Consider the following 15,121-nt stretch of genomic DNA (forward strand, 5'->3'; position numbering starts at 1 on the left):
TTATCTCCGTGTTATTTCGCCTGTTTGGCTTCCAGTGTAGCAAACCACGGTGCGATAAAATCATCCGTGTGGCCCCAGCCTGGGATGATTTTCGCCAATCCGGCGACGTTGACTGCACCCGGCTGGCTGGCTAACAGTGCCTGTGGAATCGCCGCAGCACGGAGCTCGTAGGTCGCAGGTGTCGCTTCACCGGCAATCTTGTTGGCAACCAGACGCAGGTTAACTTTACCGATCAGTTTAGGATCGACAGCCACGCTGACTTTCCACGGGCTGCTCGCTTCGCGCATCAGTTGTAAATCCTGATTGGAAATGTCGATGCTGTACAGTTTGATTTCGGTCCGGCCGTTTTCTTTCAACGCCTTATAAGCGCCCTGACTGAAGGCATCCCACGATCCCCAGATTGCATCGATTTTGCCTTTCGGGTATTTCGCCAGCACAGCGCCGACTTTGTTAGCGGTATCGCCCTGAACGTCAGAGGACACGGCACCAATCGATTCGAGTTCCTTGATGCCGGGGTTGGCTTTCAGGATCTGTTGATAAGCGAGCTGGCGGCGTTCCATCGGCGGGAAGCCAGCAACCCACAGTTTGATGATATTGGCTTTACCGTTGAAATCCTTCACCAGTTGGCCGAGTGATTCGTTAGTCAGCGAGGCGTCATCCTGCTGGGTGACGGTCACGCCCGGAATTTCGCCGTTCACGGCGGTGTCAAACACGGAAACGGCAATGCCGCTGTCGACAATGCGTTTAATTAAATCGGTCGAGTAGGGATCGCGGCCCTGCGACAGGATGATGCCATCATATTTCTGGCTAATCGCCTGATTCACAAAGTCCTGAAAACGGGCATCATCGCCGTTGCTCAGAAAGGTGCTGACCTTAAAGCCCAGCTTTTTACCTTCTTCAAGCACGCCGGAAACAAACTGCGTGGTGTTGTCATCCGAACCCAAGTTGCGGATAACCGCGATGCGAACCGGACCGTCATGGTTGGCGATAGCGGCCGGAACGGGAGCAATGGTGGCATTCTGATTAGCCAGTGCCGATAATGCAGTCAGTAAGCTCAGTGCAAGCAGGGCGGGCGTAAATTTCTTCATTATCAGCTCCATGGCGTTTTATAAAGGGATCTTGTGTTGATGAAGTGTGTCGTATCGATGGCAGTATTGTTATGTTTTCTGCGTCACTACTTTATAGCTGTCTTTATGTCTGGATGTCTATTTAAAAATGATATTGCATCATAGCCGTTGAGTGATAGACGAGGAAGAGGGGAACATTATGACTTTTGGGTTTAAGTTATAACGATTCGTGCTGACTGCGGATAAAAAGAAATGCCCGCGAGGCGGGCATTCGAGGTTGCTGACAAAGTCCGTATGGCGGTAGTAACGGATAGATCGTAAAGACGCTGTAAATACATCCCTGTACGCTCGGATTGCGCAGATATGAATCTCATCCCTGAGATTCACCCTTTCAGGGCCGTCGCAAGCGACGTTCAAAAACGTTCCTGACGTTTTTGTCCCTGGCGCAAACGCTTTACTCTTCTATTCCGTTACTCCCGTTCTCGTTCGATAAATAGGTTTGTCAACAGCCTGAAATGCCCGCGAGGAGCGGCATTTCAGGTGAGTGGCAGGATGAAGAAAGAGTGAGTTATTTCTTCGTTTCTTTCTCTTCCATTTCACGCGCCCAGCGTGGGTGGTGTTTACGCGCCCAGCGTTTGGAGACTTTGCCTTCAATCATGCCCTTGATCGAGCCTTTAACCCAGAACGCCATGTACATATGGATCAGAATGGCATGGATGAGGACGATAGCCGCAACGGCATGAATCAGAATGGCGTAGCGCACGACATCAATCGGGAACAGGTGGGCAAAATAAGGACGCCACATGATTATCCCGGTGATCAGCAGTACCAGCGTCAGCCCCATGATGCTCCAGAACATCATTTTCTGGCCTGGGTTGTATTTACCCACTTCAGCGACTTCATGCTCATTGCCTTTCAATACTTCAATAATGTTGAGGAACCACGGCAGATCGCGCTTCTTCGGAATGTTATGGCCAACAAAGCGGAAGAACATCGGGATCAGGCAAATGACAATCAGCACGCCAAAAAACGGGTGCAGAATACGCCCCATTTGCGGCGTACCAAACGTCTGCGTCAGCCATTGCAGGGTCGGGAAGAACAAAGCAATACCTGAGAGCGCAACCAAGAAAAAGCTAATCACCACAATCCAGTGACAGATGCGATCGATAAACTTGGTGCGCAAAATCATTTTTGGTTTACTCATGTTTGTCTCCCCCTTCTTTGTCTTCTCCCTCGTGTTCATGCTCCATTTCTTCTGTGTTCGGACCCACACCGATGTAGTGGAACATTAACCCAGCGAACGTGGCGACAAACCCTAACGCAGATAGTGGCTTCAGAATGCCCTTCCACAGGTTGACCGGCGTAGAAATCTGCGGGTCATCCGGCAGATTGTTATAGAGCGATGGTCTGTCTGCGTGGTGCAGAACATACATCACGTGCGTACCGCCTACACCCTGCGGATCGTAGAGGCCTGCGTTCTCATAACCACGGCTTTTCAGATCGGCGATACGTTCTTCTGCCAGATGCTTCATCTCTTCTTTCGTACCGAAACGAATGGCACCCGTCGGACAGGTTTTCACGCAGGCAGGTTCTTGCCCAACGCTGACTCTGTCGACGCACAGCGTACATTTATAGACGCGGTTATCTTCTTTATTCAGTCGTGGAATATTGAACGGGCAGCCGGCGATGCAATAGCCGCAACCGATACAATGCTCAGACTGAAAATCGACGATACCGTTGGCATACTGAATAACCGCACCAGCGGAAGGACAAGCTTTCAGACAGCCCGGATCGCTACAGTGCATACAGCCATCTTTACGGATCAGCCATTCCAGACGATCGTTCTCTTCCACTTCGGAAAAGCGCATCAGCGTCCAGGATTTGGCGCTCAGATCCGCCGGGTTATCATAAACCCCGAGGTTATGGCCGACGTCGTCACGAATGTCGTTCCACTCTGAACAGGCCACCTGACAGCCTTTACAGCCGATACAGGTGGTGACATCGATCAGTTTTGCCACTTCGCTTTTGTCATTACGCACATGCGGAGGCGGTGTAAAGCCGTTGGTGGCCGAACGTTTAATAATATCTTGTGATTGCATTGACATAGTTGGCTACCCTTACACCTTCTCTACATTAACCAAAAACGCTTTGTACTCAGGCGTTTGTGAATTAGCGTCGCCGACGCTCGGGGTGAGTGTATTAGCCAGGAACCCTTTACGAGTGGTTCCCTCAAAGCCCCAGTGGCAGGGGATACCAATGGTTTCCACGCTGCGTCCGGCAATTTCCAGCGTTTTGATACGCTTGGTGACCACCGCTTTGGCTTTGATGTAGCCACGCTGGCAGGAGACTTTGACTTCATCGCCTGCCTTAATGCCTTTGCTCTTCGCCAGATTTTCACCGATCTCAACAAACTGTTCTGGTTGCACAATCGCGTTCAGACGCGCGTGTTTTGTCCAGTGACGGAACAATTCGGTAATTGAGTATGTCGTTGCCACGTAAGGGAAATCTTTCGCGGTACCCATGGTTTTCGCATCACGTGCAAACAAACGCACGACCGGGCTGGAAATCACCGACGGGTGCAGTGGATTAGTGCCGATAGGCGATTCGATCGGTTCGTAGTGTTCAGGGAATGGCCCGTCTACCAGTTTGTCTACGGAGAACAGACGTGCCAGACCTTCCGGCAGCATGATGAACGGCCCGGTGTCTTTGCCTGGTGGTACGGTTGCGGCGAAGTCTGGCACATCAATGCCTTGCCACTTCTGGCCGGTCCATTCCAGCAATTTACGCTTGCTGTCCCACGGCTTCCCTTGCAGGTCGGCGGAGGCGCGGTTGTAGAGAATGCGGCGGTTTTGCGGCCAGCACCATGACCAGTTCGGCGTACAGCCCAGACCAGCATCTGCGTTGTCGCGTTTATCCATCTGGTTACCGGCTTCTGTCCAGCTCCCGGCGTAAATCCAGCAGAAACTGGACGTGGTACCGTCATCACGCAGCTGTGAGAAATCGGCGAGCTGCTGGCCTTTCTTCAGAATCAGCTTGCCGCTGTCATCGTAGATATCAGCTAGTGCCATACCGTTGGCTTCGCGCGCGATCTCTTCCGGCGTCGGATCTTCCGGGTCTTTATAGTTCCAGTTGATATTCATCACTGGATCAGGATAAGTACCGCCTTCTTCGTTATACAACTCACGCAGGCGCATCAGCAGCTTACCGAGGATTTTACCGTCGTGACGGGCTTCTCCTGGTGGCTCGGCCGCCGCCCAGTGCCATTGCAACCAGCGACCAGAGTTGGCGATAGAGCCATTCTCTTCGGCAAAGCAGGAAGACGGCAGACGGAAGACTTCAGTCTGAATGGACTTCGTATCTACGTCGTTGAATTCACCGTAGTTCTGCCAGAACGTGGAGGTTTCCGTGACCAGAGGATCGATGATGACCATGTACTTGAGTTTGGAGAGCGCTTCGGTCGCTTTATTCTTGTTGGAGAATGCCGCAACGGGGTTAAAGCCCTGAACGATGTAGCCGTTCATTTTGCCTTCCACCATCAGCTCGGTTTGCACCATAACGTCGTAGCTACGATCCCACTTCGGCAACCAGTCATAACCCCAGTTATTCGCGGCCTGTGCGTGATCGCCGTAGAAGCTCTTCATCATGCTGATAAAGAATTTTGGCGTATTTTTCCAATAGTTAACCTGATCGGGCAACACGGCGGTTGGTGTGATTTGGCCCAGATAGGTATTCAGATCCGGCTGTTTTTCTGACGGCAGTGGCATATAGCCCGGCAGATTTAACGATAGCAGACCCAGGTCGGTATACCCCTGAATGTTGGAGTGGCCGCGCAGGGCGTTGATGCCGCCGCCTGCCATACCAATATTCCCCAGCAGAAGCTGGATCATGCCAGCGGAGCGGATAATTTGTGCGCCGTTGGTGTGGTGCGTCCAACCCAGTGCATACATGAAGGTTGCGGTTTTATTCGGTACACAGGTTTCAGCCAGCGTACGGCAAATCTCTTCATAATCTTTGGCTGAGGTACCGCACAGGGATGTCACCATTTCCAGCGTATAGCGGGAGACGTGTTTTTTCAGCAGGTTCCAGACACAGCGCGGGTGAGACAGCGTGTTATCGCGTTTGGCGAAACCGGACTCATCTAACTCATACTGCCAGCTGGATTTGTCATATTGACGTTTTTGTTCGTCGTAGCCGCTGAATAAGCCTTCGTCGAAGCTAAAGTCATCACGTACGATCAGGCTGGCATTGGTGTAAGACACCACGTACTCGCGATGAATTTTATCGTTCGTAATAAGGTAGTTAACGATACCTAACAGGAAGGCGGCATCTGAGCCCGCGCGGATTGGCGCGTAGAGATCGGCAACGGCTGCGGAGCGGTTAAAACGCGGATCGACAACAATCAGCTTCGCCTTGTTGTGCGTTTTCGCTTCAACGGCCCATTTGAAACCGACCGGGTGCGCTTCTGCTGGGTTTCCGCCCATGACGATGATGACGTTGGCGTTTTTGATATCAACCCAGTTGTTAGTCATCGCGCCACGGCCGAATGTCGGTGCCAGTGCGGCAACGGTTGGCCCGTGACACAAACGCGCCTGACAGTCGATAGCAACCATGCCGAGTGCGCGGGCAAATTTCTGATCGAGAATACCGGTTTCGTTGCTGGCGGCAGAAGAGCACAGCATACCAGTAGTCAGCCAGCGGTTGACGGTTTCGCCTTTGGCGTTGGTGCGTTCGAAGTTGGCATCACGGTCAGCTTTCATCAGGCGCGCGATGCGTTCAATCGCGTCGTCCCAGCTGATTCGTTGCCATTTGTCTGAACCCGGTGCGCGGTATTCAGGGTAGAGCAGGCGGTTTTCGCTGTGGATGTAGTCAACTAAGCCCGCACCTTTCGGGCAAAGGGAGCCGCGGCTGACTGGGTGATCCGCATCACCTTCGATATGAAAAACAGAAGGCTTCGCATTTTTGGCGCCATCGCCCAGGCTATACATGAGCACACCACAACCAACTGAACAGTAGGTGCAGTTGTTACGCGTCTCTTTTGCCCGTAACAGCTTATATTGACGTACTGATGCCATTGCTTCCGTGGGTGTAAAGCCCAATACCGCGAGAGTGGTTCCAGCCATCCCTCCCGCGCAAACTTTAAAGAAACCTCTTCTATTCAGTTGCATTAGTTTCCCTGTGTAATTATGTGTCATTTTTGTTGCGAGCAATTTAACAACACACAAATTGTGGGCTTTGCGCAAAATCAAAATTTAAGTATTTAAACCCCCATAACACCTATAAAGAGGTATATTTTTTATTCGTTATATATTGTAATACATAACGATTTTGTTATTTCATGGTTACAAATAATGTGACGTGACGAGTCAGTCAAAGTGGAATAAGCGGGAGTTTGTGGCGAAATTGTTGCAAAAAAAAAGCCGGATAAAAATCCGGCTTGATGGGGTGGTTATTTGACTTGCATACCCGGCTGAGCGCCGCTGTCTGGGCTCAGCAGGAAGATATCTTTCCCGCCGGGACCGGCTGCCATCACCATACCTTCTGATATGCCGAAGCGCATTTTACGCGGTGCCAGATTAGCGACCATCACGGTTAAACGGCCTTCCAGCTTAGCCGGATCGGGATAGGCTTCACGAATGCCGGAGAAGACCTGACGGGTTTCGCCGCCCAAATCCAACGTCAGACGTAAGAGCTTGTCAGAACCGTCAACCAGTTCAGCCTGCTTAATCAGTGCGATACGCATATCGACTTTGGCAAAATCGTCAAAGTTAATCGTGTCCTGCACCGGGGTGTCTGCCAACGGGCCGGAGACGACTTTCTGCGCGGCGACCATATCTTCTTTAGACGCGTCAACCATCGCATTAACTTTATCCAGATCGATGCGGTTGAACAGCGCTTTGAATGGACTAACCTGATGGCTCAGCAGCGGGGTAGCGATAGCATCCCAGCTCAGTTCCGTGTTCAAAAATGCCTCTGTCCGCTGGGACAGCGAAGGCAGAACTGGCTTCAGGTATGTCATCAGTACGCGGAACAGGTTGATGCCCATTGAGCAAATGGCTTGCAGGTCTTCATCCCGACCTTCTGCTTTCGCCACAACCCACGGTGCTTGTTCGTCAACATAGCGGTTGGCGATATCCGCCAACGCCATGATCTCACGAATGGCACGCCCGGATTCACGGCTGCTATAGGCTTCGGCAATGCTGGTAGCGGCATCGGTGAAGGTTTTGTACAGCTCTGCGTCGGCCAGCTTGTCCGCCAACTTGCCGTCAAAGCGCTTGTTGATGAAACCGGCATTACGTGATGCCAGATTCACGACTTTGTTGACGATGTCAGCATTCACGCGCTGAACGAAATCTTCCAGATTGAGGTCGATGTCATCAATGCGAGAAGACAGTTTTGCCGCATAGTAATAACGCAGGCAATCGGCATCCAGATGTTGCAGATACGTACCTGCTTTGATGAAGGTGCCACGTGATTTAGACATCTTGGCGCCGTTGACCGTGACATAGCCGTGCACGAACAGGTTTGTCGGTTTACGGAAACCGCTGCCTTCCAGCATGGCTGGCCAGAACAGGCTGTGGAAATAAACGATGTCTTTACCGATGAAGTGGTACAAATCCGCGTCGGAGTCTTTCTTCCAGAAATCGTCAAAATTCAGATCGCCACGCTTGTCGCACAGATTCTTGAACGAACCCATGTAGCCGATTGGTGCATCCAGCCAGACATAAAAATATTTGCCCGGCGCATCGGGGATTTCAAAGCCGAAATACGGCGCGTCGCGGGTAATGTCCCACTGTTGCAGGCCAGAGTCGAACCACTCCTGCATCTTGTTAGCGACTTGCTCCTGCAATGCGCCGGAACGCGTCCAGGCTTGCAACATCTCGCTGAACGCAGGCAGATCGAAGAAGAAGTGTTCTGTTTCACGCATCTCTGGCGTGGCACCTGACACTACTGATTTGGGTTCGATCAGCTCTGTTGGGCTGTAGGTCGCGCCACAGACTTCGCAGTTATCGCCGTATTGGTCGGCAGCCTTACATTTCGGGCAAGTGCCTTTGACGAAACGATCCGGCAGGAACATGCCTTTCTCTGGGTCGTACAGCTGAGAAATGGTGCGATTTTTAATAAAACCGTTCTCTTTCAGACGACCATAAATCAGGCCTGACAGCTCGCGGTTCTCTTCGCTATGCGTGGAGTGGTAGTTGTCATAGCTGATATTGAAACCGGCAAAGTCCTGCTGATGTTCCTGACTCATTGCCGCAATCATCTGTTCTGGCGCAATCCCCATCTGCTGTGCTTTCAGCATGATTGGCGTGCCGTGGGCGTCGTCCGCACAGATAAAGTGAACCTGGTTGCCGCGCATTCGCTGGTAACGAACCCAAATATCGGCCTGAACGTGTTCAAGCATATGACCGAGGTGGATTGAACCATTAGCGTAAGGCAGCGCGCACGTTACCAGGATTTTCTTTGCGACTTGAGTCATGAGGAACTTGCTTTCTTTTGTGAATAGAGGGAGATCGATGTTAACCGATAGCGCCTTGCTGCGTAAACCGCTGGCGTGAGTAAAAACGGCAGGAAACCACATGGCAGATTTTAATTTGCGTGGCGTTTCCACGTTTTTGACGCCGAAGAGCGTCAGACGGTTATGGCTCTGGTATGCTGTACACGGTCTCAACGGTCAAATATGAGAATTTCAAGGAGCCGGAATGAACGCGACAGTCCCCGAACAACGTCCTGAAGCACTGCGTGCGATGGTCACCGGGGTTTTATCTACTTTTCAGCACCCGACACTGAAAAATAACCTGACGACATTGAATGCGCTGCGCCACTGTGCGCTGCTGGACAACGTGTTGCATATCGACCTGACGATGCCGTTTGTCTGGCTGAGCGGTTTGGCTGTATTAAAGGAAACGGTTAGCGATGAGTTATTACGTTTATCCGGCGCAAAGGCGGTCGAGTGGCGTTTAACGCACGATATCGCGACGCTGCGTCGGGTTAACGATCAGGCCGGCGTGAAGGGCGTGAAAAACATCATTGCCGTCAGTTCCGGCAAAGGCGGAGTCGGCAAATCCAGTACGGCAGTCAATATGGCGCTGGCGCTGGCGGCTGAAGGCGCGAATGTGGGCATTCTGGATGCCGACATCTACGGTCCTTCCATTCCGACTATGCTGGGCTCGGCCAGTGAGCGCCCAACCTCGCCGGACGGTCAGCATATGGCACCGATTATCGCACACGGCCTGGCAACCAACTCGATTGGTTATCTGGTGACGGACGATAACGCTATGGTGTGGCGTGGGCCGATGGCCAGCAAAGCGTTATTGCAGCTGCTGCAGGATACACTCTGGCCGGATCTGGACTATCTGGTATTAGATATGCCGCCGGGTACGGGTGATATTCAACTGACGCTGGCGCAGAGCATTCCTGTCACTGGTGCGGTCGTCGTGACGACGCCACAGGATATCGCGCTAATGGATGCCATGAAGGGCATTGCGATGTTTGAAAAAGTCAGCGTGCCGGTATTGGGCATCGTTGAGAATATGAGCGTACACATCTGTAGTAACTGTGGTCATCTGGAGCCGATCTTCGGCACGGGTGGTGCGCAGAAACTGGCGGAAAAGTACCACTGTTCCCTGTTAGGTCAGCTTCCATTGCATATCTCCCTGCGTGAAGACCTTGACCGCGGTGAGCCGACGGTAGTCAGCCAACCGGACAGCGAATTCACTTCTCTGTACCGCGAACTGGCGGGGCAGGTTGCCGCCCAGCTCTACTGGCAGGGTGACACGATTCCCAGCGAAATTTCTTTCCGAGCGCTGTAGCCTGCTATATGCCATACCCTAAATAATTCGAGTTTCAGGCAGGCGGCAAGAGAAGGACAAATTCGTCGGGAACGAATTTGACCAGCCAACGGCTGGCCTCCGGTGAGAGACAGGATGTCTCTCATTTCATCCCGATGAGCTTACTCAGGTAAGTGATTCGGGTGAGAGAACGCAGCCAACGCACATGCAACTTGAAGTATGACGGGTATAAAAGCCGGGCTGTGTCCCAGGTTGACCTGCGCCAGCATGCGGTTTCCCTCGCGCGCAATACGCGGAAAGGGTGGCGTGAAGGGGGGTAACTCCCTATAATTGCCGCGTCAAAGCGCCTATTGGCGCATTCCCCTCTCTTTTATTTATGTTAATCAGGTCGTTAATACCATGACTGATCAGTCTCACCAGTGCGTCATCATCGGGATCTCAGGAGCATCCGCTTCGGGTAAAAGTCTTATTTCCAGCACCTTGTATCGAGAATTGCGCGATCAGGTTGGTGATCAGCATATCGGGGTGATATCTGAAGACAGTTATTATAAAGATCAAAGCCACCTGACGATGGAAGAGCGGGTAAAAACTAACTATGACCACCCGAGTTCGATGGATCATAGTCTGCTACTCAAGCATTTGCAGATGCTGAAAGCGGGTCAGGCGATCGAAGTCCCGCAGTACAGCTATGTCGAGCACACCCGCAAGCAGGAAACCGTGCATATCGAGCTGAAAAAGGTCATTATTCTGGAAGGTATCCTGCTGCTGACGGATGCGCGCCTGCGCAGTGAGATGAATTTCTCTATTTTTGTCGATACACCGCTGGATATTTGCCTGCTGCGCCGTATGCGTCGCGACGTTAATGAGCGCGGGCGTTCAATGGATTCCGTGATGGAACAGTATCAGAAGACCGTGCGCCCGATGTTCCTGCAATTTATCGAGCCCTCTAAGCAGTATGCCGACATTATTGTTCCGCGCGGCGGGAAAAACCGTATTGCGATTGATATTTTGAAAGCCAAGATAAGCCAGTTTTTTGAGTAGTCGATACCCTAAATAATTCGCGTTGCAGAGCTAACGCGGAGGCAACGTGCAGCATGATGGGTAGATGAGGTTTATCTGATAGATACCGGCGTCGAATGGAGAATAAGATGAGACTGTGTGACCGTGACATTGAAGCCTGGCTGGATGATGGCCGACTGGTGATTACGCCCCGTCCGCCTACTGAGAGAATCAGTGGTGCGACTGTTGATGTTCGTTTGGGAAATCAGTTTCGCGTCTTCCGCGGACACACTGCGGCTTTCATTGACTTAAGCGGCCCGAAAGATGAAGTCAGCGCGGCGTTGGATCGCGTCATGAGTGATGAAATCAATTTGCCGGAAGGCGAGGCATTTTTCCTGCATCCGGGAGAATTAGCGTTGGCAGTGACGCTGGAGTCAGTCACGCTACCTGATAATTTAGTTGGCTGGTTGGATGGCCGTTCTTCGCTAGCGCGTCTAGGATTGATGGTTCACGTCACCGCACACCGCATCGATCCAGGTTGGCAAGGAAGAATTGTGCTGGAGTTCTATAATTCAGGTAAGTTGCCGTTGGCGTTACGCCCCGGCATGATGATTGGCGCTCTGAGTTTTGAACCGCTTTCCGGGCCGGCTGCTCGTCCTTACAACCGCCGTCAGGATGCCAAATATAAAGATCAACAGGGTGCGGTAGCGAGCCGGATCGATAAAGACTAAGCGTCTGGCGACAGGCCTGTAAGGTAAAAAGCAGGTGGCCGTGCGTTTCGCAATGAGGATGGCATGAGAAGATTTCTGACGACGCTGGCAATTCTGCTTGTGGTGGTTGTGGCAGGAATGACGGCCTTGGTCGTCCTGGTTAATCCCAATGACTTCCGCGCCTACATGGTGAAGCAGGTTGAGGAACGCAGCGGCTATCGCCTTCAGTTGGATGGCGATCTGCGCTGGCATGTGTGGCCGCAGCTGAGCATATTATCCGGTGGGATGTCATTAAGCGCACCGGGTTCCAGTGCGCCGATTGTCAGCGCTGAGAACATGCGTCTTGATGTGCAACTGTGGCCGCTGCTGTCTCACAAGCTGGCGGTCAAACAGGTGATGCTGAAAGGTGCCATTATTCGACTGACGCCGGAAAGTGAAGCCAAACAGGCCAACAATGCGCCCATCGCCCCGACGGGATCGCAGGCCATCCGAAGAACGGCACTGGCGGCTGGATATTGATAAGATAAAAGTTGCCGATAGCCTGTTGATTCTGCAACGCAGCAATAATGAACAGATTAATGTTCGTGATATTAATCTTGCTATTGAGCAGAACGGCGACCGTCAGGCCAACATCGAATTATCAAGCCGCATCAATCGCGATCAGCGCGATATTGCCTTCTCTCTTGCTGCAGATGTCGATTTGCTGCATTTCCCACAGCAGGTCAATGCCAATATCACCAAACTGGATTACCAGCTTCAGGGGGCAGGAATACCAGCAAATGGTATCAGTGGAACGGGGAGTGTTCAGGCAAGTTATCAACAGCAGCCTGAAAAAATCACGTTTAGCCAACTTTCACTCAATACCAATAATAGTCAGTTGTCGGGTGCCGGTAGTGTCACGTTGGGGGATATCCCCCATTACGAATTGGATCTGTTATCTGAGAAGCTGGATTTGGATTCTCTACTGGGGATCGCGTCAGCAAAAGAAAACAACGGCTCCAAGGCACCCGTTAAATCATCAGCCCCTGTGATTTCAAATGAAAGTGGGTTAACCAAGCCAGAAGACAGCTTACAGACATTCACTGCGCGTCTGTCGCTACAGGCCGCGACGCTGATCTACCGTGGGCTTGATGTCCGCCAATTTATGCTACGGGCAGATAATCAGCCAGGGCTGCTGGATGTGGCGACCTTGAGTGGTGAGCTGGGCGGTGGACATTTCTCATTGCCCGGTAAAGTTGTGACGAAGTCATCAACCACTATCACATTACGACCAGACCTCAAGGATGTTGAGTTATCTCAGTTGATGTCCGCATTTGCGCTGCCCGCCGAGACGGTCAGTGGGAAATTGTCGATGGCAGGACAGTTCAGCGGCAATAGCTTTGCGCTACCTGCGTTGCTCCAGCAGTGGCAGGGAACGGCGACGCTGCAAGCCAATAATGTCCGCGTGCAGGGTTTGAATATCCAGCAAATGGTGCAGATGGCCGTGGCGCGTAGCAACGGAAACGTGCGAGGACAAGAGCGCTATGAGCGTTACACTGAGCTGCAACGGCTAACTGGGAAAGTACAACTGAATGCGGGTAAGTTACGTCTTACCGATCTCACTGGCCACTCAGAGCTGCTGTCGCTAAACGGTGTTGGACAATTCGATTTGCCAGCCCAGACGTGTGACGTCAATTTGAATGTCTCTATCACGCAAGGGTGGCAGGGAGATGAGCAACTGGTCAGCGTGTTGAAAAATACAGCAATCCCGTTACGCGTCTATGGCGAGTGGGATAAATTGAATTACCAATTACAGGTGGATCAACTGCTGCGTAAACGTCTGCAGGACGAATTGAAAAAACGCCTAAATGACTGGGCCAGCCAAAATCAGCAAAGCCAGAAGGGCAAAGACCTGAAGCAACTCCTCGATCGCCTTTAATTTTCTAAATACGCCGATTTAGCTGGTTTGCTGACTCCTGTCAGCAAACCAGCAGCGTCTCCCTAACGTTTTCCTCTGGTTTGTCATCCTTCGCCAGACCGGCTTTGTGCTCGGTGTCTCTTTTTTAATGCTACATGTTAATATTTTTCTCTTTTTTTATTTTCTAAAGCAGTAAACTTCGCTCCCTATTTTCGGTGCGGCGTTACTCCGCTACCGGGGAATTTTCTGTCAGATAATTTATTACTCAGGTATCGAACCCACTATGCTCGAACTTTTGATTGGTGCTGCTGTAACGATTCTGGTTGGTCGTTACATTATAAAAGGGTACTCCGCGACTGGCGTGTTGCTGGTGGGGGGCCTCTTACTTCTGGCAATCAGTGCCATGCTGGGGAAAAACGTATTGCCAGCCAGCGCGAAGGCGACAGGCTGGAGCGCAACGGATATTGTTGAATACGTAAAAATTTTGCTGATGAGCCGCGGTGGCGATCTCGGCATGATGATTATGGTGCTGTGTGGTTTTGCCGCTTATATGACGCACATTGGTGCCAATGATGTCGTCGTCAAGTTGGTTTCCCGTCCGCTGAAAATGATTAACTCACCTTACTTACTGATGATCGCGGCCTATTTTGTCGCTTGTCTGATGTCGTTGGCGGTGTCATCGGCTACGGGATTAGGTGTGCTGTTGATGGCAACGCTGTTCCCCGTCATGGTGAACGTTGGTATTAGTCGTGGTGCCGCTGCTGCAATCTGCGCCTCCCCTGTGGCGTTGATCCTGTCGCCGACCTCGGGCGACGTGGTGCTTGCCGCACAAGCATCACAGATGAAATTAGTGGATTTTGCCTTTAAAGCCACGCTGCCTATTTCCATCATGGCGATCGTGTGCATGGCCGTCGCGCATTTCTTCTGGCAGCGCTATCTGGATAACAAAGCGAATGTCAGCCATGAGATTCTGGACGTCAGCGAGATCACGACGGATGCCCCGCGTTTTTATGCCATTCTGCCTTTTACGCCGATCATGGGTGTGTTGGTGTTTGATGGTAAATGGGGGCCGGAACTCCACATTATCACCGTACTGGTTATCTGTATGGTGCTGGCCGCAGTGCTGGAATTTGTCCGTTCGTTCAGCGCGAAAAAAGTGTTTGATGGGTTGGATGTGGCTTACCGTGGGATGGCCGATGCCTTCTCTAGCGTTGTCATCCTGTTGGTTGCCGCCGGTGTCTTTGCCCAGGGTCTTGGCACTATTGGCTTTATCAGCGGCCTGATTGGTCTTGCGCAGTCATTCGGCAGCGGCGGGTTGGTGATTATGCTGGTACTGGTCGCGATCACGATGTTGGCTGCGATGACAACGGGCTCGGGCAATGCGCCGTTCTATGCGTTTGTTGAGCTGATTCCAAAGCTGGCGTCGCAAATGGGTATCAACCCTGCCTATCTGGCTATTCCTATGCTTCAGGCTTCCAACTTGGGCCGTACCATTTCTCCGGTATCCGGAGTCGTGGTTGCCGTTGCCGGGATGGCGAAAATATCGCCTTTCGAGGTGGTGAAGCGCACATCGGTTCCGGTTCTGGTTGGGCTGATTGTGGTGGTGGTTGCTACCGAAATTATGGTGCCTGCCTGATAACCGAAATTAGGTAAACAGCA

9 protein-coding genes and 1 pseudogene are annotated in these 15,121 nt (G+C 51.9%); 5 read left to right on the forward strand and 5 right to left on the reverse strand.

What is annotated here, in order from left to right; genetic code table 11:
* Positions 1–11: 11 nt before the first annotated feature.
* From LOZ86_RS06965 to metG, 5 genes are all read right to left on the reverse strand, one after another.
* On the reverse strand, positions 12–1,088 hold the full coding sequence (locus LOZ86_RS06965) for a sugar ABC transporter substrate-binding protein (RefSeq protein ID WP_230242989.1): 1,077 nt from the start codon (positions 1,086–1,088) through the stop codon (positions 12–14).
* Between the two features lie 547 nt (positions 1,089–1,635).
* The gene (gene fdnI, locus LOZ86_RS06970) at positions 1,636–2,271 is read right to left on the reverse strand and encodes a formate dehydrogenase-N subunit gamma (protein ID WP_039482656.1); all 636 of its coding nucleotides are present in this window, start codon (positions 2,269–2,271) and stop codon (positions 1,636–1,638) included.
* Entirely contained in the window at positions 2,264–3,172 is a 909-nt protein-coding gene (gene fdxH, locus LOZ86_RS06975) for a formate dehydrogenase subunit beta (RefSeq protein ID WP_039512425.1), read from the reverse strand. The genes fdnI and fdxH overlap by 8 nt, the downstream gene beginning before the upstream one ends.
* Before the next feature lie 12 nt (positions 3,173–3,184).
* Complete coding sequence (fdnG, locus tag LOZ86_RS06980; protein ID WP_230242990.1) at positions 3,185–6,232, reverse strand: formate dehydrogenase-N subunit alpha; 3,048 nt, start codon at positions 6,230–6,232, stop codon at positions 3,185–3,187.
* 281 nt (positions 6,233–6,513) lie between these two features.
* Positions 6,514–8,544 carry a methionine--tRNA ligase gene (gene metG, locus LOZ86_RS06985; RefSeq protein ID WP_039482919.1) on the reverse strand — a complete coding sequence of 677 codons (2,031 nt, stop codon included), beginning with the start codon at positions 8,542–8,544 and terminating at the stop codon, positions 6,514–6,516.
* Between the two features lie 223 nt (positions 8,545–8,767).
* Between metG and apbC the strand changes: the two genes are divergently transcribed.
* The 5 genes and pseudogenes from apbC to dcuC all read left to right on the forward strand — a co-directional run bounded on the left by apbC (position 8,768) and on the right by dcuC (position 15,098).
* Positions 8,768–9,877 (forward strand): iron-sulfur cluster carrier protein ApbC, encoded by a 1,110-nt coding sequence (apbC, locus tag LOZ86_RS06990; RefSeq protein ID WP_039482652.1) that lies wholly within the window; start codon positions 8,768–8,770, stop codon positions 9,875–9,877.
* A gap of 378 nt (positions 9,878–10,255) precedes the next feature.
* Positions 10,256–10,897, forward strand: coding sequence for a uridine kinase (udk, locus tag LOZ86_RS06995; RefSeq protein WP_010281304.1), 642 nt, complete (start codon positions 10,256–10,258; stop codon positions 10,895–10,897).
* Between the two features lie 107 nt (positions 10,898–11,004).
* Entirely contained in the window at positions 11,005–11,586 is a 582-nt protein-coding gene (gene dcd, locus LOZ86_RS07000) for a dCTP deaminase (RefSeq protein WP_039482649.1), read from the forward strand.
* 63 nt (positions 11,587–11,649) lie between these two features.
* Positions 11,650–13,483, forward strand: a pseudogene (asmA, locus tag LOZ86_RS07005) (outer membrane assembly protein AsmA).
* A 262-nt stretch (positions 13,484–13,745) separates the two neighbouring features.
* Positions 13,746–15,098 carry an anaerobic C4-dicarboxylate transporter DcuC gene (gene dcuC, locus LOZ86_RS07010; RefSeq protein WP_230242991.1) on the forward strand — a complete coding sequence of 451 codons (1,353 nt, stop codon included), beginning with the start codon at positions 13,746–13,748 and terminating at the stop codon, positions 15,096–15,098.
* Positions 15,099–15,121: the final 23 nt, after the last annotated feature.

The sequence above is a fragment of the Pectobacterium parvum genome (assembly GCF_020971565.1).
GTDB classification, from domain to species: domain Bacteria; phylum Pseudomonadota; class Gammaproteobacteria; order Enterobacterales; family Enterobacteriaceae; genus Pectobacterium; species Pectobacterium polare.

Coding starts and splice junctions, on each gene's coding strand:
- LOZ86_RS06965 (WP_230242989.1), bottom strand. CDS start 1,088: ATGAAGAAATTTACGCCCGCCCTGCTTGCACTGAGCTTACTGACTGCA.
- fdnI (WP_039482656.1), bottom strand. CDS start 2,271: ATGAGTAAACCAAAAATGATTTTGCGCACCAAGTTTATCGATCGCATC.
- fdxH (WP_039512425.1), bottom strand. CDS start 3,172: ATGTCAATGCAATCACAAGATATTATTAAACGTTCGGCCACCAACGGC.
- fdnG (WP_230242990.1), bottom strand. CDS start 6,232: ATGCAACTGAATAGAAGAGGTTTCTTTAAAGTTTGCGCGGGAGGGATG.
- metG (WP_039482919.1), bottom strand. CDS start 8,544: ATGACTCAAGTCGCAAAGAAAATCCTGGTAACGTGCGCGCTGCCTTAC.
- apbC (WP_039482652.1), top strand. CDS start 8,768: ATGAACGCGACAGTCCCCGAACAACGTCCTGAAGCACTGCGTGCGATG.
- udk (WP_010281304.1), top strand. CDS start 10,256: ATGACTGATCAGTCTCACCAGTGCGTCATCATCGGGATCTCAGGAGCA.
- dcd (WP_039482649.1), top strand. CDS start 11,005: ATGAGACTGTGTGACCGTGACATTGAAGCCTGGCTGGATGATGGCCGA.
- dcuC (WP_230242991.1), top strand. CDS start 13,746: ATGCTCGAACTTTTGATTGGTGCTGCTGTAACGATTCTGGTTGGTCGT.